Genomic DNA, 22,277 nt, shown 5'->3' with positions numbered 1-22,277 from the left:
CCCCGCCACCATCCGGGCCGGCGCCATCACGCCCTGGGGCATCACGATCTGAGCCATCGGGGCCTGCGTCGTCCCGACTCTCGCCATTTCGACCAGATCGGTCCAGACCTGAGCGCTCCTGGCCAGCACTTCCCGGCTCTGTGCCGTCACCAGGCGAACCATCCCGATCCGAGCGGTCCTGTCCCGAGCCGTCGCGATCTGGTCCGTGTGTGCCGTCTTGAGCGGTGTCGTCCCGGTCCGGGCCGCCGGGGCCGGGGGAACCGCCGGACGGGTCGTCGGGGCCGTCGGACGGGTCGTCGTCCCCGCCCGTACGTTCCAGCAGCTCGTCCAGCAGCGCCTCGTCCAGCCCCGGCGCGTCGAACGGGTCGCGGCGGCGGCGGTGCGGCAGCGACAGGCGGGCCGCGGCGCGCACGTCCTCGGTCGTCACCACCTCCCGGCCGTGCCAGGCGGCGTGCGCGATGGCGGCGTTGGCCGTGACCAGGTCGGCGCGCAGGCCGTCCACCTCGAACCCGGCGCACACGGCGGCGATCTGCCGCAGCCGCGCGTCCGGCAGCCGCACGGCGGGCACCCGGGCCCTGGCCTGCGCGATCCGCGCCGCCAGCGCCGCCTCCTCGGCCGCCCACCGGGCGGCGAACGCCTCCGGTTCGGCGTCGAACGCGAGCCGCCGCCGGACGACCTCGGCGCGTTCGTCCGGGTTCCGGGACGCCCGCACCTCCACCGTCAGCCCGAACCGGTCGAGCAGCTGGGGGCGCAGCTCGCCCTCCTCCGGGTTCATGGTGCCGACCAGGAGGAAGCGGGCGGCATGGCGTACCGACACCGACTCGCGCTCCACGTAACAGGTGCCGAGGGCGGCGGCGTCGAGCAGCAGGTCCACGAGGTGGTCGTGGAGCAGGTTCACCTCGTCCACGTACAACACGCCACGGTGCGCCGCCGCCAGCAGGCCCGGCTCGAACGCCTTCACCCCCTCGGTCAGCGCGCGTTCCACGTCCAGGGAGCCGACGAGGCGGTCCTCCGACGCGCCCACCGGCAGCTCGACCAGCGCCGCCGGCCGTTGCAGGCCGGCCGGGCCCGGCTCGTGCGGCCCGTCGGGACAGCCGGGATCCGGCGCCGCCGGGTCGCAGGCGAAGCGGCACCCGGCCACCACCTCGACGGACGGCAGCTGGGCGGCCAGCGCCCGCACGATGGTCGACTTGGCGGTGCCCTTCTCCCCGCGGACGAGCACGCCGCCGGCTCGTGGGGAGACGGCGTTGAGCACCAGCGCCAGTTTCAGGTCGTCGAGCCCGACGACGGCGCTGAACGGATACGTGACGATCAAGACGGGACCTTCCGGTTGACATGGGCCACCCGCCAGCCGTCCCGCGTGGCGGTCAGCTCGGTGGTGGACAGAGGCGCGAGGTCGAAGCGGGCGGCGGCGGGCGGCGGCAACCCGAGCGCGTGACCGAGCGCCGCGCGGATCACGCCCACGTCGCACACGACGACGCCGGCCGGCTCCGCGCGCATGCCCTCCAGCCAGCCGGCGACCCGCGCCGCGAGCGCGGCCAGGCTCTCGCCGCCGTGCGGGGTGGCGTGCGGGTCGGTCAGCCAGCGCGCCAGCGCCTCCGGCTCCTCCTCGGCGACCCGCGCGTACGGCAGCCCGCGCCACCTGCCGTGGTCCGCCTCCGCGAGCGCCGGCTCGGGGACGGGCTCCAGCCCCATGGCGACGGCCGTCCGCACCGCCGCCGTACTCGGCGCCACCCACGCCCGTCCGCCGACCACGCCTTCGGCCGGAACGGCGGGGCCGCGCACGGTCAGGGCGCCGGCCATGGCGGTCGCGCGGGCCAGGCCGGACGGGTCAGGGGGCTCGTCGGCGGGGAAGCACGCGGCCCGCATGCCCGGCGTGCCGGCGTGACGTACGAACAGCACCCGCTCAGCCCGCTACGGCGGGACGGCGCGCCGCGCGGTCGCTCAGCCGGCCGAACAGCACGCCGAACGCCGCCCAGAACACCAGCTGAGTCCCCAGGGACGAGAGCCTGAACTCCCACAACAACGTGGCGGGGAACCCTTCGGGCACCTCGTCGAACCCCGGCAGCAGCCACCACGCCGCGACCACCGGGACGAGGAACACCCCGGCCGCCCACGTCCCGCGCGCCCACGGGCCCGTGGTGACGCGGCGCGCGGTCGCCACGGCGGCGGCCGTCGCGGCCAGGCCGACGAGGATCATCACGACGTAGAGCAGGGTCCGCTGGTTGATCGTGGCGGGGTCGCCCACCGCCGGCGGGTTCGCCGGATATTTCAGGAACGGCACGAGAATGACCGCGCCGAAGGCCGTCCCGGCGGCGGCCAGCGCCAGCCCACCGTCCGACCGAGGGCCGACCCGCCCGCGCAGCCCCGCGAACACGAGGGCGAAGACCCCTCCCACGGCGACCCCGTAGAGCCCGGTGGCGAGGAACAGCCCGGCCTTCTGCACCGGCCTGCCGAGCGCCGCCTCGTCCCCGTGGTCATGGTCATGGTCATGCGCGTGCGCGGCGGCCGGAGCCGCCCCTTCCTCCAGGGCGATCGCGGCGTCCAGGTGCGGCTCGCCGAAGACGAACGCGAACCCGCCCGCGACGAACCCGGCCAGCAGGCCCACGAGCAGGCCCCTGACCAGCAGGGTGCGTACCATCCGGAGTCCCTAGTGGCACGGAACGCCGAGCAGGTGACGCCCGTCGTGCATGAGCTCGTGCAGGAACGGCCCCGCCTGGGAGAGGGCGCCGTTGTCCATGAGCACCAGGTAGCCGACGATCAGCAGCAGCGGCACGACCGCCAGCCACGGGCGCAGGCGGGGGAAGGGGATGGAAGAAACGGACGAAGGAGTGGTCAGGTCACTCATGCATGCCTCCTCAGGGATGACGCGTCCCGATCTGTTGAGGTCACAGGGGCCCGAGCGACCTGGCTCCCGGGATCTACGTCCCGGATACAGTGGCGCGACCGCACCGGCTTCTCACCGGATTTCCCTCGGGCAACCGTGAAATCTACCGGAACGTATCCTTTCCTCCCGTTCCCGTCAATCCATCGCGTACGGGGTGGATTGGGGTGACTCGTGCGGCGGTGGATACGCTGCCGAGGTGAGCCTGATCGCACGCCGGAGGGAGCTGGCGGCGGTGGAGCGGTTGCTCGACCGGGTCGCCGCGGGCTCCGGCGGGCACCTCGTCGTCACGGGTCCCGCCGGCGCCGGCAAGACGGCGTTGCTCGACGCGGCGGCGGCGCTCGCCCGCGCCCGGGCCATCCCGGTCGTCCGCATGGACGCCGGCGGGCTCTCCCGGTCGATCGCCCACATGGATGCCGGCGGGCTCTCCCGGTCGATCGCCCAGGACGGCCCGCGTCTCATCCTGATCGACGACGTCGACCGGGCCGGTCCACACGCCGCGGAACGTCTCACCCACCTCGCGTCCGCCTCGAGATCAGGCCTGATCGCGGCGGGCTCCGACCCCCTCGGGCTGACGCCGGAGCTCCGCCTGCGCGGCCTCACGGAGGCGGAGCTTGCCGGACTGGTTCCGGAGCTGCCGGCCGAAGCGGTCCACGCGCTGTGGCTGGCCTCCGGCGGGCTCCCCGGAGCCGCCCTGAGCCTGGCGGACGAGCTGGCCGGGCTCGGCCCCGCCGATGACCCGGTGGTCCACCTCGCTCTGTCCACGCCGTCGCGCGCGGCGTTCCTCGACCTCGACGCCGGCCTGATCCGCCTGCTGGAGACGGCGGCCGGGCGACCCTCGCCGCCCGCCGTCCGCGCCAGGGTGCTGGCCCGGCTCGCCCGCGAGCTGCTGGGCGACCCGTCGGCCGCGGCACGCCGGCGGAGACTGATCGACCAGGCGTCGGCCGCCGCCCGGACGGCCGGTGACCCCGGCACGGTCGCCGAGGTGCTCGACGCCCGCCTCCACGCGTTGTGGGACCCGGCCGCCGCGCACGAACGCCTCGCCACGGCCTCCCGGATCGTGGAGCAGGCGCGGGTGACGGGTGACGGCGAGGCCGAGCGGCGCGGGCTGTTCTGGCGTTTCGTGGCGCTGGCCGAGCTCGGCGAGCTGACGGGCGCCGAGGCCGCGCTGACCGCCTACTCCAGAGCCGGCGAACTGGCCGGCGACGTCGAGGCGGCGGTCATGGTGCTGGCGCGGCAGTCGATGCTCGCCACCGTACGCGGCCGCTTCGACACGGCCGCCGCACTCGCCGACGAGGTCGCCGTACGCGGCCGGCGGGCCGGGCTGGCCGACACCGAGCGCCTGGTCGGCTCGCTCCGCAGCGCGATCGACGTGATGCGGGGCGACGTCGCGGACCACGTCGAGGAGTGGCAGGACCTCGCCCGGCGGCTGCCCGGACACTTCTTCGAGGCGACCGCGGCCAGGGCGCTGGCCGAGTCCGGCCGCGGCGTCGAGGCGGGCCTCGAGCTGGAACGGCTGCTGCCCGCCGTGCTCGCCGGATCGGGGCCGCGGTGGATCGGCGCCGTGGCCGACCTCGCGATGGTGGCCTCCCGAGTCGGTGAGCCGGCGGCCGCCGAGGCGTTGTACGCCGCGCTGCTCCCGTACCGGGGGCGCCTGGTCGTCTGGGGCGGCGCCAACACGATCACCGGACCGGTGGACGACCACCTCGGCCGCCTCGCGGCCCGGCTGGGCCGTACCGACGACGCGGTGTGCCATCTCGACCGCGCGGTCGAGATGGAGGAGCGGATCGGGGCGCTGCCCTGGCTCGCCCATACCCTGGTCGCGCGGGCGTCGGCCGCCCGCGACCGGGCCGACGGCGATCTCGCCAGGGCACGTTCGATCGCCGAGCGTCTGGGCCTCGCGGGACTCCTCGCCGAGCTCACGCCGCCCGCCGACGAGTGGCGGCTGACCAGGGACGGCGACGACTGGCGGCTCGACGCCGGCCCGGAGACCGTCCGGCTCCGCGACGGGCGGGGGGTGCGGTACCTGCGGACGCTGCTGGCCGCGCCCGGGCAGGAGATCCCGGCGCTGGACCTGGTGGCGGGCGGGGCCGGGCTGCGGGCGCCCGCGGCCGAGCCGCTCCTGGACGCCGCCGCCCGTGCGGCCTACCGGCGGCGGGTGCGGCAGCTCGACGAGCAACTCGACGGGGCCGACCGCGCCGGTGACGCCGCACGGGCCGCCACACTGCAGGCGGAGCGGACGGCTCTGCTCGCCGAGCTGCGGCGCGCCACCGGGCTCGGCGGCCGGCCCCGCGTTCAAGACCCCGAGACCGAACGGGCGCGGGTGAACGCGACCCGGGCGTTGTGGGCGACCGTGAAGCGGATCGAGGCGGTGGCACCGCTGGCGGGGGCCCACCTGCGGGCGTCGCTGCGCACCGGCCGCTTCTTCCGCTACCAGCCGGCGCCCGGCGGGCCGGGCCGCTGGCGTCTGTGACGTGCGCCACGAACGATTCGTACGCTCCGACGGCACGCCTCCCTGATGGAGTTTCACGAACGGGAGACGTACATGACTGAGCATTCCTGGGGCCTCGCGGCCGACGACCACGGCACGGCCGACGACCGGCCGCCGCTGGTCCTCCTGCACGGGCTGACCTATGACCGGCGGCACTGGGAGCCGGTCCTGCGTGAGCTGGCCGTCATCGATCCGGGGCGCCGCGCGGTCGCCTTCGACCTGCCGGGGCACGGGGGCTCGCCGCGCCGCGCCTCCTACCGCTCCGGCGAGGTCGTCGAGGTCCTGCACCAGGCGGTGACCGCCGCCGGGCTGGACGCGCCGATCATCGTGGGGCATTCGCTCGGCGGCGCGCTGGCGACGCTCTACGCCGCGGCCCATCCGGCTCGCGGCGTCGTCAACGTGGACCAGCCGCTGCTGGTCGGCGGGTTCCGCGACGTGCTGCTCCAGGCGGAACCGACGTTGCGCGGCCCCGGCTGGCCGCAGGTGTGGGAGTCCATGGTCGCCGGGATGCACGTCGAGCTGCTGCCGCCCGCCGCGCGGGAACTCGTGCGGACGGCCACGACCCCCAGGCAGGACCTCCTGCTCGGCTACTGGGCGGAACTGCTCGACACGCCTGCGGACGAGCTCAGGAAGCTTCGCACCCATGACCTCGCGGCCATCCGCGCCCGCGGCATCCCCTACCACCACGTCACCGGCAACCCGCTGCCCCCGGCCTACCGGAGCTGGCTGGAGTCCGCCCTGCCCGACGTCGCCGTCACCGTCCTGCCGGACAGCGGCCACTTCCCCCACCTGGCCCACCCCGCGGAGCTAGCCAAGATCCTCACCGGCTGACCGCACGTGCGGAGAGGAGCTCAAGCCCGCGGGATGAGCAGCTCACGAAGCGGATCGCCGCCGTCGATGAAAAGCCGGGCCTGCGTCGTGGTCGCCGCGGCGACGCGCTGGAGCACCCGCCGGCCGTCCTCGGGATGTCGCCCGTCGAGGGCTCCGACCCGAACGGCGAACACGATGTCGTACGGCTCTTCGTCAGCCCGCAGGACGAAGTCTTCGCCCGCGCACTGGCGGACGCTCATGCGGCCGGAGGCGATCTCGTCCATCGCGGCGGCTTCGGCCTGGGCGATGGCGGTGGCGGATCTGTCGATGGCCAGGATGTGGCCGGTGGTGAGCCGGGCCGCGACCGCCCGCGCGGCCGCACCGGGCCCGCACCCGATTTCGAGGACACGCGAGTGCGGCCGAAGGGGAAGCGCGTTCACGACCGCGGCGAGGCGAGGTGACAGACGGGTCGGCATGAGCGGAAGACTAAATGACGGTCGTCTGCCTTCGGAGGGTGCTGCGGTCGTGGAAGTGGCCTGGCTCACCGTCTACGGGGCTTGCGGTACGTGATCGGCTTGTCGCTCTTTCCGGGGAACGCCATGATCAGGAGGCGTTGGCCGCCCTGCTGGAGCCCCTTCCACTCGAACCAGTCGTAGTGGACGCGGATCCGGTAGCGGCCGGCGCGGCCGTTGAGCGAGAGGTCGGGGAACGTGGTGCCGCTCAGGCCGTCCATGAGCACGATCTGACCGGTGGGGCTGTCGTAGCCGACCTCGGCCACGTGGTCCCATCCCTTGGTCTCCACCGGTGGGCGGCGAGTATAGGTCTCCAGCGTGACGCAGAGGTCGTAGTCGGAGTGCGTGAGGATCATCAGGTGTCCGGGGAGGGCGGCCACCAGCCCGTCGTCCTGAGCCCGCTCCAGCAGGCCGTCCTCGAACGGGTCGCCGCCGTCCTCGGTCGGCTCGTACGTCTCCACGACCCCGTAGTCCGTCCACTGGGGCTCCTTGATGCGGGTCGCCTTGGCCGGCTTGACGAGCGGGCGGTGGCGCGGGGTCGAGTCGCACATGCGCTGCGCGTCGGCCTCCCACTCCTCGATCTCCCGGTCCTGTTCGGCGGCCGCGGCGGCGACCACGGCGCCGGCGCTGGGGCAGATGTCCGCGAGCGGGTACGTCAGAGCGTCGCGCTTCAGCCCCTCCGTCGCCTGGAGACGGGCGACCTCCTGCGGGTCGTCGCGGGTGTAGACGCCGCAGAGGCGGCGGGCGTGGGCGAGGATCACGGAGTCGGGCGTGGTGGCGGCGAACCCGACCAGGCCCGCGTTACGGAACGAGCAGACGAACCGCTGGTCCCGGGTGAGCGCGGGCTCCTCGGGCTCGCCCGTCCACGTCTCGCGCGGGGCGCAGTCCTCGGCCGCGGTGACCGGGCCCCGCGCCTGGTCAGCGACGGGCACGAACGCGAGCGCGACCGTGGCGGCGACCCCGGCCAGCAGCACGTGGTGGCGTACCCGCCGGTCGGGTGCGGCCGGATACAGCACCATCAGGAGCAGGGCGGAGGCGAGCAGGGCCGCGCTGTACCACGACGGCGAGACGCCGAAGAAGATCTCACCGTCGCTTCCCGGCGTGAACAGCCCGTCCGGGTAGATCTGCGTGCCCTCGTAGAAGAACTCGCCGAAGTCGTCCGGCACCGGCGTCGCCGTGAGCGCGCTGACGAAGCCCACGGCGGCGGCGACGGTGAGCGTCAGCGTCGTGAACCGCAGGACACGGCGGGTCCGGAGCAGGACGGCGGCCAGCACCAGCAGCGCCGGTCCGCCCACGCCGACGACGGCGTCCATGGCGAGCCAGATCAGAGCTTGCCTGCTGCTCGCGTCCACGCGTACGAACTCCTCGATCACCCCTCGGGGGCCGATCCAGAGGTACCTGCCCTGCGCGAGGTTGACGGCGGCGGGGATCAGCGGGAGCACGATCGCCACGGCGGCCAGCGGCCACCCCCTGGCCGCCGCCCGCTGCGGTGACCGCCTGGGGACCGGCCCCGGAAGGGGGTTCGCCAGCTCGTGGGCGCTCCTGGCCTCCCACACCAGCCCGAAGACGGCGGCGGCGCCGAGCAGAGTGTAGACGGTGAGGATGTAGGGGAACCCGTTGCCGCCGAAGGAGACGATCCCGCTGGGCTGCAGGAGAGACACCACCTGCGCGACGACGCCGATCCGGACGGTCGCCGCGCTCCAGCGCGGATCCCTGGCCTGGGCGATCAGGATCGCCACCGACCACGCCGTCCAGGTGTAGCCATCCGCTCCGCCGAGGTCGAAGATCTGCGCGGCGGAGCGCGCGTCGAACGCGCTCGCGATCTCATACCCGATGCCGCTCACCCAGGCGACGGTCCCGGCGACGACGGAGAACAGCCGCAGCCCGCGCGAGACGACGCCGCGGAGCGCGAGGAAGAACAGCCACACGAGGGCCAGTCGCAGCAGCCCGGAGACGATCACCGTCACCGGCCAGAGCCAGTACGCCTCCCAGGCGCGGATCAGCGGCGCGCTCACGAGGCCGAGCAGGCTGTTGCCGACGCTGAGGTACAGGGCGAGCCGCAGCAGGCCGACCACCCTGCCCCGGGGCGTCAGCTCGCCCCGGACGCGCCCGCGCAGCACCTGCCACAGCGCCCACGCCTGCAGCGCCCCGATGAGGACCAGGACGACCGCCAGCCCCCACGGCACGGTGAGCGTCTCGTCGCCGAGGAACCAGCTCACGCCGGCGTCGCGCGTGACGACCGTCCAGAGCAGGTCGCCCCCGTCGCCGGCCAGGGCGAGAATGCCCAGGACCGCGAGGTAGCCGAACGCTACGAGGGCGGCGATCCTGCCGAAACGGTGGCGGCCCATGGCCAACTCCTGGGGAGCGCGGGGGAAAGCGCCCCACCTTAGCGAGCCACCACAAAGTTGATCAAACCAGGACGGCAGAGGCCCGGGAGGGCCCCTGCCGTGCCCCTGCTACCCGCGGTAGACGGCGATCTCCGTCATGGTCGGGGTGTACTGCTCGGTGGCGATCTGCGCCGTGAGGGCGACGCGCAGCTTCGACGTCGTGACGTCGCCGAAGCCCGTCACCGACAGGTCGTGCCCGACGCCGTCGTCACGGCTCGCGAACGTCACCCACGCGCCGGTCGCGGCGTCCCAGCGCTGCAGCTCGAACGACTGCACCCGCGGGTTGGTGCCCGAGTCGGTGTACTCGTCGAGGTACACCTCGTCGAACGTGGTGTCCGCGCCGAAGTCGACGTCGAGCGTGATCGGGTACGTCGCGTCGTCCGCCGCCGCCCAGCGGGTGGCCGGGTCGCCGTCGGTCAGGTTGACCGCGCCGAGCGTGCCGTTCGCGCCCGGGTGGGTCGAGCTCGCCGTGACCGGCTTGCCGAGGGCGAGGTTCTCCCGATCGTCGCCCGGCTGCTCCTCGATCGGGTTCTCGTCCACCGGGTTGTCGACCTTCTGGCCGCGCCGGTGCTCCGCGATGCCGATGTCGGGGGCGTCGCCGTAGTAGATGTGCGTGCCGAGGAAGTCCTCGGTGCCCAGGTGCGCGTTGTAACGGCCGGCGTCGATGAGCGGCGAGTCACCGCGCAGCTTGAAGTGCGCCGCCGCCTTCCGGATGCGGTCCACGCCCGCGCCGGTGACGTACTTCGCCGGGTCGCCGACGAACCTCGGATCCACGCGCAGCTTGTTCGGGTCGGCCGGCTCCTGGTCGGAGTGCTGCCCGCTCGCCTCGTAGAAGTCGTTGTTGGAGAACACGGCGTGACGCAGCGCGCCGGTCCTGCGGTACCACGGCGTCGAGTCGGTCTTCGAGGTGTTGTAGAAGACGTTGTTCAGGAAGTAGACCGGGCTCAGGAACGTCTCGTCGTGGAAGTAGTCCAGGTCCGCGCCGTCGTAGACGAAGGTGTTGTTGACGAAGTACGTCGGCGTGTAGTTCGTCGACAACATGTTCTTCACCAGCACGCCGTTGTCGTTGACGCTCAGGTTGTAGCGGGCGACGGAGTTGGAGCTGTTGCCCATGTACGCCATCCAGCCCGCCGCGTTGTCGTGCGAGTAGTTGAACTGGTACGTGACGTTGAAGTTCGTGTACTCCAGGTCCCACGGCGTGCCGTCGAACTCGTTGTTCGGACCGCCGTACACCTCGTTGTACTGCATGACCGAGTCCGCGCCCGCCCACAGGTAGAGCCCGCACGACACCGCGTCGTAGCGCTCCAGGAACCCGTTGACCTCGTTGTACTCGACGGTCATGTTCTTGGTGTTGGCGAGCTGGATCGCGCCCTGCCCGACGCTCTCGGCGTAGTTGTGGCCGATGTAGACGTCACGGCTGTACAGGTCACGGGTGCGCACCCACAGCTGCTCCCAGCCCTCGTGGAACTTGCCGCTCTCGTCGTACTGCCCGGCGTCGCGCCCGTCGGCGTTGAACCAGTTGAACGCGAACTGCACGGCGTGCAGCTCCACCTTGTCGAAGGTGTTGTCCTCGATCCGGACGTCCTTGAAGTAGTAGCCGCCGGTGCCGTACTCCTTGTAGCTCTTCTCGCCGAAGACCTGGAAGCTGACGCCGCCGTAGTGGATCTTCTGCCAGGTGCTCGGGCCGTCGAGGTCGTGGACGTACACGTTCGAGATGCGGAAGTGGTCCATGATGCTGTCGGCGCCGGCCGGCAGCAGGTCGGCGTTGATCGTGACCGCGATGCCGTCGCGGACGTACGACCCGGTGGTGATGTTCGTCGCGAAGTCGTCGTCGTTGGACAGCTCGACGTTGTCGATCTCGTAGTACTGCTGGTTGCGCAGCACGATGGCGCCGGTCAGGCCGACCGTCTCGGGGTTCTTCGTGCCGTCGGCCCGGAACGGGCTCGGCACCTTGCCGTTGGCCGCGATGTACGGCCGCCGGGCCTTCGGGTCGCCGTACGCCGAGATGGTGATCGGCTTGCCGTCGCTGCCGGAGCCCTTCGGCCACAGCTGCTCGTCGTGCCACTGCTCGCCGGCTTTGAGCAGGATCCGGTCGCCCGGCTGGAACGTCGTCGCGCTCACCTTGGCGAGGGTGCGCCAGGCGTTCTCCGGCGAGGTGCCGGAGGCGTCGTCGCTGCCGTTCGTGGCGTCGACGAAGTAGTCCTGGCCACCGGTCGGGTTGGGCGAGTTGCCCGGCAGGTCCCGCTGGGCGCTGGCAACGTCGTCAGGAACGGACGCGGCGGACGCGGCCGGCGCGATCGATCCGGCGACCAGCGCGGCCAGCACGGCGGTCAGACCCACGCGCAACATCCGCGCCACGGGGGGTGGTTGGAATCTCAATGCTGTACATCCTCTGGATTGACGGATTCCACCGCCGCCGTGTCGACCGTGATGTCGCTGCCGTCCACGCGGCGCCGGAGGAACTGGTGGAACTTCTCCTCCACGAGCGACTGCCGGATCCGGCGGGAGTAGTCGGCGAACGCCGCCTTCTCGTCGACGGTCCTGCCGGTGAGCTCGTAGAACGTGATCTGCCCGGCGCTCGGGACCGGGTCGGAGATCCGGCCCGGGGTGAGCGTGCCGAGCACGGCCATGAGGTCCTGTTGATGGGCGGCGGTGCCGCCGCCGTGGTAGGTGTCCGTGGTGAGCTGCGCGCCGGGCTCGCGCTTCGCGGCGTCCCGCAGCCCGTCCGCGGCGGCCACCCGCCGCTCCAGCGCGGCCACGTGGTCGGGCCCGGCGCCCTCGGGCACGGGCACCACGAGCTTCGTGTACGCGTATGTGGTCGCGTTCGCGCTCCACGCGTCCTTGTCGGCCTCGAACGCCTGCCTCACCTCGGCGTCGGTGACGTGGAGCGGGTCGCCTACCTTGGCGCTGAGCCGCTGCTTCAGCAGGGTGGTGAGTTCGGTGAGGCGGTGGGAGTAGTACTCCTCGGGCGAGAACTCCGCGAGCCCGTAGACGACCTCACCCCTGCCGATGTCGTCGGCGCGCCGCGCGTTCTCCTCCTCCAGCTCGGCGAGGAAGGCGGCGTGGTCCACGGACTCGACCAGACCCTGTTCCTTCGCGAGGACGAGCGTGGTCTTGTCCTGCCGGATCTCGTCGAGCGCGCGGTCCGCGAGCCGCTGGAGCGCGGTGCGTTCGCCGGCCCGCGCCGTCCAGTCGATCGCGCCGGTCAAGCGGTACCGGTTGCGCAGCTCGTTCTGCACGGCCGGCGCTAAGCGCCGCATGTGGAACAGCAGCTCGTCGCGGGTGACGGCGTGCCCGTCGATGGCGGCCACCTCGTCGGTGCGCTGCGCGAGCGCCACTCCGGTGGCCACCAGCGCGGCGAGCGCGACGCAGACGCCGGTGACCAGCACGGCGACCCGCCGCGACCGCCGCGACCGCCGCCCCGCCGTACCCGCAGCCGTACTTCGGGCCGGGCTTCGGGCCGGGCTCTTCCCGGGACGCTTCCCGCCGCCTTTCACGAGGACGCCGCCTCGATCACCGCCACGCGGGCGACCACGGGCGTGTCGCGGGTCTCGGTGATCTCCACCCGCACGGCGTCGGCCTCGGCCGGCGGGAACGTCAGGATGCGCTGGTAGCCGACCGCGTTCGCCTCGGCGAGCGTCGTCCACCGGCCGCCGGCGCGGCCCTTGACGACGACGTGCTCGACGCGCTGCCCCTGCGTGATGTCCTCGCCCACGACGACCGCCTCGACCACCCGCGAGCGGTCGAACGCGAGCGTCACCGCGGGCACGGCGTCGGCGTCGTCCGGCCGCCACGGCGTACGCGCCCGTCCGGGCCACGCGGTCGCGACGTCGCCCGGTGCGCCGGACGTCACCGCCGCGCTCGCCGCCACGCGCCGCGCGCGGAAGCCCTCGATCCGCCGCCCGAGCTCCGCCAGCACCGCCACGTCGGCGTCGTGGACGAGCCCGTCACGGGCCGGCGGGACGTTGAGCAGGAAGCAGGAGTTGCCGCCGACCGACTTCAGGTAGATGCCGAACAGCTCGTCCACGGACCGGACCGCGTCGTCCTCGGCCGGGTGGTGGAACCAGCCGGGCCGGATCGAGGTGTTCACCTCGGCCGGGTACCAGACCAGGTCGTCCTCGTGCCCCGCCAGCGCGGCCCGGCTGCCGAGGTCGAGGTCGTCGCTGCGGACGAGCCGGGCGAACGTCCCGTCGTCGGCCTTCTGCGAACGGTCGGCGACGCGCTCGGCGTCCTGCAGCTCCCTCGGGACCACGCTCCACTCGTCGGGGCGGGTCTGCCCGGCCTCGTTGCCGCACCAGCGGACGTCGGGCCCGCACACGTTGATGACCGCGTCCGGCTGCAGCTCACGCACCACCGCGTAGTAGCGGTCCCAGTCATAGAGCTGGCGTCTGCCGTTCGGGCCCTCGCCGTTCGCGCCGTCCAGCCACACGGTGAACACCGGGCCGTAGCGGGTGAGGAGCTCGGTGAGCTGGGCGACGTAGAAGTCGTCGTAGGCGGTCCCGCCGCCGTACGACGCCTCGGTGCGGTCCCACGGCGACAGGTAGACGCCGAACTTCAGCCCGTGCCGCCGCGCCGCGTCGGCGACCTCCGCGACGACGTCGCCCCGGCCGTCGCGCCACGGCGAGGAGGCCACCGAGTGCGTCGTGACGTCGCTCGGCCACAGGCAGAAGCCGTCGTGGTGCTTGCAGGTGAGGATCACCCCGGTCATCCCGGCGCTCTTCAGCGCCCTGACCCACTGGTCGGCGTCGAGGCCGGCCGGGTCGAAGAGGGCGGGGTCCTCGTGGCCCTCGCCCCACTCGCGGTCCGTCATCGTGTTCATGCCGAAGTGGATGAACCCGTAGAACTCCATCTCCTGCCACGCGAGCTGGCGCTCGCTCGGCCTGACGGCGCTCAGCGCGCGCCCGTTCATCAGCGGAACCTCCGGTTGTACGAGGCCAGCACGACCAGCAGGACGAGCAGCGCGCACAACATGATCGCGAGGCTGCCCCATCCGACGGTCGTGCGGGCGATGACGACGACCGCGACGCAGACGGCCGCGACGAGCGTCCGGGCGGTGACGACCAGCGCGCCGCGCGTGAATTCCTTCATGCGGGTCTCCTTGTCAGCCCTTCACGCCGCCGGACGACATGCCTTCGATGAGCCGGCGCTGGATGAGGGCGTAGAGGATGAGGACGGGGACGATGACGATGACCATGCCGGCGTAGAGGCGGCCGTAGTCGGCCGCCGCCTTCTGCGCGGTCATCAGGTTGAGCAGGCCGACCTGCAGCGTCTTGCCCTCGCCCGGGAGCAGGGTGAGCGCGATGATGAAGTCGTTCCAGTAGGCCAGGAAGTTGAACAGGATCACGGTCACCACCGCCGGGCGGGCGATCGGCAGCATCACCCTGGTCATGATCTGGAAACGCGACGCCCCGTCCAGCGCCGCCGCCTCCTCGTACGACGTCGGGATCGACCGGAAGTACGCGGTCAGCAGGTAGATCGAGAACGGGATCGAGGTGGCCGCGTACACCAGCGACAACACCCCGGGGTTGTCGATGAAGAAGCCCCCCGGCAGCACATCGACGAGCGCCCGGTCCCAGCCGACCAGCATCAGGAAGATCGGCACGACGATGTAGTTGACGTTGACGAACAGCCCGGCCAGCAGCGCCACCTCGATGAACGCGCGCCCGCGGAACTCGTACCGGGCGATGACGTACGCCGCCGGCACCGAGACCGCCAGCACGAACACCAGCCCGAGCAGCGTGACCAGCACCGAGGTGAAGAAGTACTGGCCCATGCGGGCGGTGACGAACGCGTCGATGTAGTTCTGCAGGTGCAGGCCCTCGGGCAGCGTCCACGGGCTGCCGTAGAACTCGCCTTTCTGCTTCAGCGAGGCGAGCAGCACCCACGCGACCGGCACCGCGATGGCCAGCGCGATCGCGATGACGAGGAGGTACGTCAGCACCCGGCCCGCCTTCGGCCGGTCGCCGCGGTTGCGAGGTGTGGTGATCGTGGTCATGGGTGTCCTCAGAACTGGAGGGGCTCGCGCCGCGTCGCCCGGCTCACCAGGAGCGAGACGAGGAACGAGAAGGCGAAGATCACGACGCCGATGGCCATGCCGTAGCCGTACGACGAGTTCGTGTACGCCTGCTTGTACATGTAGCTCAGCAGCACCTCGGAGGAGCCGTCGGGACCGCCGCCGGTCATCGCGCGGACGAGGACGAAGCTGAGGTTGACGGCGCTCATCACGAAGAACGTCAGCGTCGTGCGCAGGTTCTGCCAGATGAGCGGCAGGGTGATGGAGAAGAACTGCCGGGTGGGGGACGCCCCGTCGAGCCCCGAGGCCTCGTAGAGCTCCTCCGGGATGCTCGCCATGCTCGACATGTAGAGCACCATGTAGTAGCCGAGCGACTGCCAGACCATCGCGATCGCGACCGACCAGAGCACGATCTCCTGGTTGCCGAGCCAGACCTGCTGCAGCCCGTCCAGCGACAGCAGCCGCAGCGTGCCGTTGAGCAGGCCGTTCTGCTGGTCGTAGATCGCGGAGAAGATCGCCGCGATCACCACCACCGAGAGCACGTTCGGGACGTAGAGCACGAACCTGTAGAAGTTCCGCCCGCGCAGCCGCTGCCGCGTCATGATCGCGGCGAGGAACAGGCCCATGCCCATCGTCACCACGGTCACGACGACCAGCAGCGCGACGGTGTTCTGGAACGCGCGGACGAACTGCGCGTCCTCGAAGAGCCTGGTGAAGTTGTCGAACCCGACGAAACGCATGTCGGGGGAGAAGCCGCTCCACGTGTAGAACGACATCCGGAACACGTTCACGGTGGGGACGACCATGAACAACACGAACAGCACGAGCGCGGGCAGCAGGCAGGCGAGCACGAAGCGGCCGTCGCCGCGCCGCCGTGCCGAGCGCCGGGCGGGCCGTGCCGGTGCCGAGATGTCCGAGGGTGGGGTGGAGGTGGTCGTCGCCATGCCGGGTCCTTGGGTCGCTCAGGACGAGTGGTCGGGGAGGCGGCGGCCCGGTGCGGGGGGGCCGCCGCCGGTGCGTCAGCCGCCCGCCTGGCGGAGCTTCTCGCTGGCGTCGTCGAGCGCGGTCTGCCACTGGGCCTGGGTCTTGTCGCCGCTGATGATGCTGTTGGCGGTGTCGAAGAGCGTGGCCTTGATGTCGACGCCCGGGACGGGCGCGGTGCTGGCGAAGCCGCCGACGAGCGCCGTGACCGACGGGTCCTCGTAGACCTTGTAGAACTCGGCATTCTCGCCGGACAGGCTGTCCACGATGCCCTTGATCGGCTGGATCGCGTTCGACTGGGCGAAGATCTTCGCGGCCGCGTCGGAGTACAGGTAGGCGACGAAGTCCTTCGCCGCGTCCTTGTTCTTGGCGGCGCTCGGCACCCAGACCGACTCGACCGAGGTCGTGATGTACCGCTTGCCCCCCTCGCTGACCGCGGGCAGCGGCGTCAGGCCCCACGCGAAGCCGTCCTCGCGCGGCGCGTCGGCCATCTCGCCGACGATCCAGGTGCCGTTCGGCATGAACAGCGCCTTGTTGTCGAGGATCGACTGCTGGTTCTTGGTGAAGTCCTGCTCGTTGGCGTAGCCGACCGTGGTGGGCGCGGCGTAGCTCAGCAGCTTGGTGGCGATGTCGAGGACCTGCTTGGCCTGCGGCGTCTGCCAGACACCCTGCTTGTACGTCATGACGTCGGTGTAGAACTGCTCGCCGCCGACGTCGGCCAGCAGGGCGAAGAAGAAGGAGTCGAGGTACCCGGCCGTCGGGTACGTGAACAGCGCGATGCCCTCCTTCTTGGCCTCCTCGCCGAGCGCCCACATCTCGTCCCAGGTCGCCGGGACCTCCCAGCCCTTCTCCTCGAACAGGCCCTTGTTGTAGACCAGTCCGGTCGGCGCGTAGTACATCGGCATCAGGTACGTCTTGTCGTCGCCGTACGGGTTGGTGTTGAGGTTGCCGATGATGCCGTCGATGAGCTTGGCGCTCACCGTCTGGCTCTCGCCCGGGACGTTCGCCTGAAGGACGGGCGTGAGGTCCTCCAGGGCCTTGTCCTTGACGAGCGTCTCGGTGAGCGCGGCTTTACGGCCCTGTCCGAGCACGACGACGTCGGGGTAGCGCCCCGCCTTCATGTTGGGCGTGATCTCGTCCTCGATGCTCTTCGAGATCTGCAGTTGCACGTCGACGTCGGGGTGCGCGGTCTCGTACGCCTGGATGACCTGCGTGTACATGTCGCGGCCGTAGCCGCCTTCGAGGGCGGCGACGTTCAGGGTCGTCTTGCCGGAGTCAGCGCCGTCCTCGCCGGCGGAGCAGCCGGTGAGCAGCCCGAGGACCGTGACCGCGGCGCCCGCCAGGACGAGTGATCTCCTCATGGTTCTGGTGATCCTTCCCGTGGACGTCTGCCCACCTGGGTGCGAGCGGAAGAACGAAGTCCGGGCTGCGGCCACGTCGGAGGGCACGCCGAAAGGGCGTCGTGCAGGGGTCTGCATTCCGGACCTTGTTACAGTGGCATCGATAACATGAAAGATGCAAGAGGCAGTTTACGAGCTGTTACAGACGGCCTCGACCGTCAGCGCGAGCGGGGCGGCGCCGTGGAGTCGCGCACCGTCAGCGACGCCGGGACCACGACCTCGGCCGCGCCGGCGTCGTCGCCCCGCAGCAGCAGGGCGACCGCGGCCGCGCTGGAGCGGTAGAAGTCCTGCCGCACGGTGGTCAGCGGCGGACAGCAGTAGGCGGCCAGGGCGATGTCGTCGACGCTCACGATGGACACGTCGTCCGGCACCTTCCTGCCATGCTCGCGCAGGGCGCGGATCACGCCGAAGGCCATCTCGTCGCTGGCGGCGAAGACCGCCGTCACGTCGGGGATGCGGGCGAGGATCTGCCCCTGCAGGTAGCCGGAGTCGGGCGACCAGTCGCCCTCCAGCGGCGGCGGCGCCTCGATCCCGGCCGAGGCCAGGCACTCCTGCCAGCCCTCGCGCCGCCTGCGCGCCTCGATCCACTCGTCGGGGCCCGAGACGTGCCAGACCTGGCGATGGCCCAGGTCGAGCAGGTGCTGGGTGGCCAGGCGGCCCGCCTCTTTCTGGTCGATGCCGAGCGAGCGGGCGCTGGCGGTGCGGGAGCCGTCAAGGGTGACCGTGGGGATGTCGCGGGTGATGTCCTCCATCTTCCGCGTCACCGAGATGAGCGGGACGGCGATGATGATGCCGTCGACGCCCTGGTCGGCCAGCTTCGACAGGGAGCGCTCCATCAGGCCGGTGTCGAGGGAGGCGATGGTCGCGATGCTGACCGCGTAGCCGGCCTCACCTGCGGCCGCCTCGACGCCCGCGGTCACCGCCGAGCGCGAGTAGTAGCCCCCGGACTGCAGCAGCACCAGGCCGATCGTGTGGCTGCGCCCCGAGGACAGCACCCGGGCGGCGTTGTTGAACCGGTAGCCGAGCTGCTCCACGGCCGCGAGCACGCGTTTCTTCGTCTCGGGCGTGACGTTGGGCGAGTCGCGCAGGGCGCGGGAGACGGTCTGCGCCGACACACCCGCGGTCTTGGCCACGTCGGCCATGCTGGGCAGTCTCGTGGGCCGCTCGGTGGCCTTGGTCATGGCACTCCTCTCTGGCGGCCTTCATCAGTATCGATCATATCGGCCTTGTTACGTATGTCATCGATAACATAAGCTCACCGCCGTGACTGAGCTGCCCGCGCCGGACACCCCGGCCCCGACGACACCGACCGACCGCGCTCCGGGCCCCGCGAGCGCGCTCACCTGGCGCGGGCGGAGGCTGTACCGTCACGGCGTTCCCCACCGCATCCTCGCCGGGGGTCTGCACTACTTCCGCGTCCATCCCGGCCTGTGGCGCGACCGCATCCGCCGGCTCGCCGACCTCGGGCTCAACACGGTCGACACGTACGTCCCGTGGAACTTCCACCAGCCCCGCGAGGACGCGGCCCCCCGCTTCGACGGCTGGCGCGACCTAGAACGCTTCATCACGATGGTCGGCGAGGAGGGGCTCGACGTCGTCGTCCGGCCGGGCCCGTACATCTGCGCGGAGTGGTCCAACGGCGGCCTGCCGAGCTGGCTCACCGCCCGCGACGTCGCGATCCGCAGCTCCGACCCTGCGTTCACCTCCGCCGTCGGCCGCTGGTTCGACGAGCTGATCCCGCGCGTCGCCGCGCTCCAGGCCGCCGCGGGCGGGCCCGTCGTGGCGGTCCAGGTCGAGAACGAGTTCGGCAGCTTCGGCGACGACCACGCCTACGTGCGCTGGAACCGCGAGGCGCTGACCGCGCGCGGCATCCGGGAGCTGCTGTTCACCGCGGACGGCCCGACCGAGCTGATGCTCGACGGCGGCACCCTGCCGGACACCCTGACGGCCGTCACCCTCGGCTCCAAGCCCGACGCCGCCCGCAAGCTCCTCGGCACGCGGCGGCCCGACGAGCCGTTCGTGGTCGCCGAGTTCTGGAACGGCTGGTTCGACCACTGGGGCGAGCGGCACCACGTCCGCGGGGTGGACAGCGTCGTGCGCACCCTTGAGGGCATCATCGCCGACGGCGGCAGCGTCAGCCTCTACATGGCCCACGGCGGCACCAACTTCGGGCTCTGGGCCGGCGCCAACGAGGACGACGGCCGGCTGCAGCCCACCGTGACCAGCTACGACTCCGACGCTCCCATCGCCGAGGACGGCACGCTCACCCCCAAGTTCTTCGCCGTGCGCGAAGTTCTCGGCGCGCGGGGGCCCGTGCGCGTGGCCGAGCGCCTGCCGACCCTGCCGCCCGCGCGTGTCCCGCTCGTCCACCGCGCCGACCTGCTGCCCGGGCTGCGCGCCGTGCCGGCGCCCACCCTGACCGGGCCGCGGCCGGCCTCGTTCGAGCAGCTCGGGCTCGACGCGGGCATGGTGCTGCACACCGCGCACCCGCGCGTCCCTGAGGGCGAGCACCGGCTCGTCCTCACCGACGTCCGCGACCGGGCCACGGTCTTCGCCGACGGCGCCGCCCTCGACGAGCTGCGCGTACGCGGGACCGGCGTGCGCGTCCGGCTGGAGGTCCTGGTCGAGAACCTCGGCCGGGTCAACTACGGGCCGCGCATCGGCGGGCACAAGGGCCTGCTCGGCCCCGTCCTCGTGGACCGGCGGATGGTGCAGGGCTGGGACAGCACCCCGATCGCCCTGCAGGACTGGTCGGCCGCCGACCTGGCCCGCGCCGTCGCCGCCGGCCCCGCCACCACGCACGCCGGCTTCGCCGTCGCGACCGTGCACGTCGAGACGCCCGCGGACACCTTCCTCGCCCTCCCGGGCTCGCGCCGCGGCCTCGTCTGGGTCAACGACTTCCTGCTCGGCCGCTACTGGGAGATCGGCCCGCAGGTCACGCTGTACTGCCCGGCCCCGCTCCTGCGCCAGGGCGAGAACACCGTGACCGTCCTGGAGCTGGAACGCCTCGGCTCCATCCTGGAACTGCGCGACCGCCCCGAACTCGGACCGCCCGAGGAGTACATCGAAGAGTTCGACTGACTCGGGGGCTCGTCCCGTCCGGCCGGGGGCGAGGCTCGGCCCGTTCCGGCCGCACGTGCCGTAAGAAGTTTTATGCGGATTGATCCACTTTGCTGCCATGACAGCAGTTCGTCACGAATCTTACAATCGGGGCCAACTGTGATCATGGTCCCGCTGTGGTCCACCACACCGCGGGACCTCTAGGGAGCTTCAGGTGAAAGTGAAATCCCTTGTGGCGGGTGCGGTCGCGCTGGCAGCGGCGGCGGCACTCCAGCTACCGGGAGCCGGCGCAGCGTTCGCCGACGATCCGTCCGACTCGCCACCGTCCTCCGACTCCGCCCACGGCGGCCCCGTCCTCGACGACGTGCACAACGTCCCGACGACCGCCGTCGCGAAGAACGTCACGTTCCTCGACAACGTCAAGGGCGTCAGCGGCTACTCCGGCCTCAACTTCATCCACTACGACAAGTACGGCTACGACTTCATGTTCGCCAACGGCACGGGCGGCCTGGCCGTCTGGTCGTTGAAGGACCCCGAGCACCCGGCCCTGGTCTCGACGATCACCGCTGCCCAGCTCCGCCTGCCCGGCGACACCCAGGACAGGTTCTGGGAGGGCGAGAACATGACCGTCGACGCCAAGCGCAAGCTGGTCTTCCTCAGCCGCGATCCGCGCGGCTTCGGCGGCACCGTCTCCACCGGGCAGTCCGGCGTCTACATCGTCGACGTCAAGAACCCGTGGAAGCCCGAGACGGTCGTCTTCCAGCCGATCGCCGCCGGCCACACGTCCACCTGCATCAACGACTGCAGTTACCTGTGGACGGTCGGCCCGGCCAACACGGGCACGCCGGGCCAGGACCCCTCGTGGAAGGGCGTGCCGATCCGGGTCACCGACATCCGCGATCACAAGCACCCCGTCACCCTCGACAAGGCGCTCGACCTCGGCCGGTTCGACGGGGTCACGGACTACGTGCACAGCGTCGACGTCGACAAGAACGGGATCGCCTGGGTCTCCGGCGAGGGCGGCGTACGCGGCTACTGGACCAAGGGCCGGCACTACGACCCGGTGCAGAAGCGCGACCGCGTCGCCACGGCGTACGACCCGGTGCCGTACGCGGGCGGCACGGTCGTCCCCACCAACCCGGAGGGCACCGAGTTCTTCGACTTCTTCGACCACAACGCGTACCACAACACCGAGAAGCTCGGCTCCTTCGACAAGGGTGAGCTGCTCTACATCACCAACGAGAACATCACGACCTGCTCCCAGGCGGGCGAGTTCAAGATCGCGTCGCTGAAGGGCAGCTACGACGGCGAGGCCTGGCGATCGACGCCGGAGAAGCCGTTCCGGCTGAAGCTCATCGGCCGCTGGTCGCCGTGGGGCAAGGAAGGCTCGGCGACCACCGGCAGCTGCTCGGCGCACTGGTTCACGGTGAACGGCAACATCGTGGTCCAGGCGTGGTACGGCCAGGGCACCCGCTTCCTCGACGTGTCCGACCCGACGAACCCGACGCAGGTGGGCTACTTCCGTGTGCCGGCGGGCGAGGGCGTGACCGGCGGTTCGGCCTCGGCCACGTACTGGCACAACGGGCTGATCTACGTCGCCGACTACAACCGAGGCGTCGACGTGCTCCGCTTCGACGGCAAGCTGGCGGGCAAGCCGGACGACAAGATCTGCTGGAACTCATGTGACAAGTAACCACCCAACCGAAAGCCACCCAGCTCAGGGCACCCCACCGCACCCC

General features: G+C 71.6%; 18 protein-coding genes and 1 riboswitch. Of the genes, 4 read left to right on the top strand and 14 right to left on the bottom strand.

Annotated elements, in window-relative coordinates; genetic code table 11:
• The 4 genes from C1J01_RS28760 to C1J01_RS28745 all read right to left on the bottom strand — a co-directional run.
• Nucleotides 1–1,315, bottom strand: a 1,315-nt coding sequence (locus C1J01_RS28760; RefSeq protein WP_235854727.1) for an ATP-binding protein, incomplete at its 3' end; no start/stop codon positions are given.
• The gene (locus C1J01_RS28755; protein ID WP_220040146.1) at nt 1,312–1,902 is read right to left on the bottom strand and encodes a histidine phosphatase family protein; all 591 of its coding nucleotides are present in this window, start codon (nt 1,900–1,902) and stop codon (nt 1,312–1,314) included. The genes C1J01_RS28755 and C1J01_RS28760, both read right to left, overlap by 4 nt.
• 4 nt (nt 1,903–1,906) lie before the next feature.
• On the bottom strand, nt 1,907–2,641 hold the full coding sequence (locus C1J01_RS28750) for a CbtA family protein (protein ID WP_111182097.1): 735 nt from the start codon (nt 2,639–2,641) through the stop codon (nt 1,907–1,909).
• A gap of 9 nt (nt 2,642–2,650) precedes the next feature.
• Nucleotides 2,651–2,848 carry a CbtB domain-containing protein gene (locus C1J01_RS28745; RefSeq protein WP_111182096.1) on the bottom strand — a complete coding sequence of 66 codons (198 nt, stop codon included), beginning with the start codon at nt 2,846–2,848 and terminating at the stop codon, nt 2,651–2,653.
• Between the two features lie 2 nt (nt 2,849–2,850).
• Nucleotides 2,851–2,999: riboswitch (adenosylcobalamin (AdoCbl) riboswitch) on the bottom strand.
• Nucleotides 3,000–3,083: 84 nt separating this feature from the next.
• Between C1J01_RS28745 and C1J01_RS28740 the strand changes: the two genes are divergently transcribed.
• Both C1J01_RS28740 and C1J01_RS28735 read left to right on the top strand, forming a co-directional pair.
• Entirely contained in the window at nt 3,084–5,357 is a 2,274-nt protein-coding gene (locus C1J01_RS28740; RefSeq protein WP_146615760.1) for an ATP-binding protein, read from the top strand.
• Nucleotides 5,358–5,429: 72 nt separating this feature from the next.
• Entirely contained in the window at nt 5,430–6,206 is a 777-nt protein-coding gene (locus C1J01_RS28735) for an alpha/beta fold hydrolase (protein ID WP_111182100.1), read from the top strand.
• 20 nt (nt 6,207–6,226) lie between these two features.
• Here C1J01_RS28735 and C1J01_RS28730 read toward each other — a convergent pair whose 3' ends face one another.
• The 10 genes from C1J01_RS28730 to C1J01_RS28685 form a co-directional block, all read right to left on the bottom strand.
• The gene (locus C1J01_RS28730) at nt 6,227–6,661 is read right to left on the bottom strand and encodes a methyltransferase domain-containing protein (protein WP_111182094.1); all 435 of its coding nucleotides are present in this window, start codon (nt 6,659–6,661) and stop codon (nt 6,227–6,229) included.
• A 65-nt stretch (nt 6,662–6,726) separates the two neighbouring features.
• Complete coding sequence (locus C1J01_RS28725; protein WP_111182093.1) at nt 6,727–9,045, bottom strand: DUF2339 domain-containing protein; 2,319 nt, start codon at nt 9,043–9,045, stop codon at nt 6,727–6,729.
• A gap of 108 nt (nt 9,046–9,153) precedes the next feature.
• Nucleotides 9,154–11,433: a discoidin domain-containing protein gene (locus C1J01_RS28720; RefSeq protein ID WP_111182092.1), complete on the bottom strand. Its 2,280-nt coding sequence runs from the start codon at nt 11,431–11,433 to the stop codon at nt 9,154–9,156.
• Between the two features lie 26 nt (nt 11,434–11,459).
• Complete coding sequence (locus C1J01_RS28715) at nt 11,460–12,473, bottom strand: peptidylprolyl isomerase (protein ID WP_111182091.1); 1,014 nt, start codon at nt 12,471–12,473, stop codon at nt 11,460–11,462.
• A gap of 104 nt (nt 12,474–12,577) precedes the next feature.
• Nucleotides 12,578–13,993 (bottom strand): alpha-L-fucosidase, encoded by a 1,416-nt coding sequence (locus tag C1J01_RS28710; protein WP_220040145.1) that lies wholly within the window; start codon nt 13,991–13,993, stop codon nt 12,578–12,580.
• On the bottom strand, nt 13,993–14,172 hold the full coding sequence (locus C1J01_RS28705) for a DUF6903 family protein (protein WP_111182090.1): 180 nt from the start codon (nt 14,170–14,172) through the stop codon (nt 13,993–13,995). Before C1J01_RS28705 ends, C1J01_RS28710 begins: the two co-directional genes overlap by 1 nt.
• A gap of 13 nt (nt 14,173–14,185) precedes the next feature.
• Nucleotides 14,186–15,079 carry a carbohydrate ABC transporter permease gene (locus C1J01_RS28700; RefSeq protein ID WP_111182089.1) on the bottom strand — a complete coding sequence of 298 codons (894 nt, stop codon included), beginning with the start codon at nt 15,077–15,079 and terminating at the stop codon, nt 14,186–14,188.
• Between the two features lie 8 nt (nt 15,080–15,087).
• Nucleotides 15,088–16,041: a carbohydrate ABC transporter permease gene (locus tag C1J01_RS28695; protein WP_111182088.1), complete on the bottom strand. Its 954-nt coding sequence runs from the start codon at nt 16,039–16,041 to the stop codon at nt 15,088–15,090.
• Nucleotides 16,042–16,116: 75 nt separating this feature from the next.
• Entirely contained in the window at nt 16,117–17,439 is a 1,323-nt protein-coding gene (locus tag C1J01_RS28690; RefSeq protein WP_111182087.1) for a carbohydrate ABC transporter substrate-binding protein, read from the bottom strand.
• Between the two features lie 197 nt (nt 17,440–17,636).
• Nucleotides 17,637–18,659, bottom strand: a complete 1,023-nt coding sequence (locus C1J01_RS28685; protein WP_111182086.1) for a LacI family DNA-binding transcriptional regulator — start codon at nt 18,657–18,659, stop codon at nt 17,637–17,639.
• Nucleotides 18,660–18,741: 82 nt separating this feature from the next.
• On the opposite strand from C1J01_RS28685, the gene C1J01_RS28680 reads away from it, so the two are divergent.
• Together C1J01_RS28680 and C1J01_RS28675 are read left to right on the top strand one after the other, a co-directional pair.
• Entirely contained in the window at nt 18,742–20,559 is a 1,818-nt protein-coding gene (locus C1J01_RS28680) for a glycoside hydrolase family 35 protein (RefSeq protein WP_220040144.1), read from the top strand.
• 199 nt (nt 20,560–20,758) lie between these two features.
• Nucleotides 20,759–22,231: an LVIVD repeat-containing protein gene (locus tag C1J01_RS28675; protein ID WP_146615759.1), complete on the top strand. Its 1,473-nt coding sequence runs from the start codon at nt 20,759–20,761 to the stop codon at nt 22,229–22,231.
• Nucleotides 22,232–22,277 lie beyond the last annotated feature (46 nt).

Source organism: Nonomuraea aridisoli, from assembly GCF_003236395.1.
GTDB classification, from domain to species: domain Bacteria; phylum Actinomycetota; class Actinomycetes; order Streptosporangiales; family Streptosporangiaceae; genus Nonomuraea; species Nonomuraea aridisoli.
The sequence above is the reverse complement of the archived record's forward strand: the minus strand, read 5'-3'. Positions and strand labels throughout refer to the sequence as shown.

Excerpts from the sequence above, each read along its gene's own strand:
- C1J01_RS28750 (WP_111182097.1), bottom strand. The coding sequence starts at position 2,641 with ATGGTACGCACCCTGCTGGTCAGGGGCCTGCTCGTGGGCCTGCTGGCC.
- C1J01_RS28745 (WP_111182096.1), bottom strand. The coding sequence starts at position 2,848 with ATGAGTGACCTGACCACTCCTTCGTCCGTTTCTTCCATCCCCTTCCCC.
- C1J01_RS28735 (WP_111182100.1), top strand. The coding sequence starts at position 5,430 with ATGACTGAGCATTCCTGGGGCCTCGCGGCCGACGACCACGGCACGGCC.
- C1J01_RS28730 (WP_111182094.1), bottom strand. The coding sequence starts at position 6,661 with ATGCCGACCCGTCTGTCACCTCGCCTCGCCGCGGTCGTGAACGCGCTT.
- C1J01_RS28725 (WP_111182093.1), bottom strand. The coding sequence starts at position 9,045 with ATGGGCCGCCACCGTTTCGGCAGGATCGCCGCCCTCGTAGCGTTCGGC.
- C1J01_RS28720 (WP_111182092.1), bottom strand. The coding sequence starts at position 11,433 with ATGTTGCGCGTGGGTCTGACCGCCGTGCTGGCCGCGCTGGTCGCCGGA.
- C1J01_RS28710 (WP_220040145.1), bottom strand. The coding sequence starts at position 13,993 with ATGAACGGGCGCGCGCTGAGCGCCGTCAGGCCGAGCGAGCGCCAGCTC.
- C1J01_RS28705 (WP_111182090.1), bottom strand. The coding sequence starts at position 14,172 with ATGAAGGAATTCACGCGCGGCGCGCTGGTCGTCACCGCCCGGACGCTC.
- C1J01_RS28700 (WP_111182089.1), bottom strand. The coding sequence starts at position 15,079 with ATGACCACGATCACCACACCTCGCAACCGCGGCGACCGGCCGAAGGCG.
- C1J01_RS28695 (WP_111182088.1), bottom strand. The coding sequence starts at position 16,041 with ATGGCGACGACCACCTCCACCCCACCCTCGGACATCTCGGCACCGGCA.
- C1J01_RS28690 (WP_111182087.1), bottom strand. The coding sequence starts at position 17,439 with ATGAGGAGATCACTCGTCCTGGCGGGCGCCGCGGTCACGGTCCTCGGG.
- C1J01_RS28685 (WP_111182086.1), bottom strand. The coding sequence starts at position 18,659 with ATGACCAAGGCCACCGAGCGGCCCACGAGACTGCCCAGCATGGCCGAC.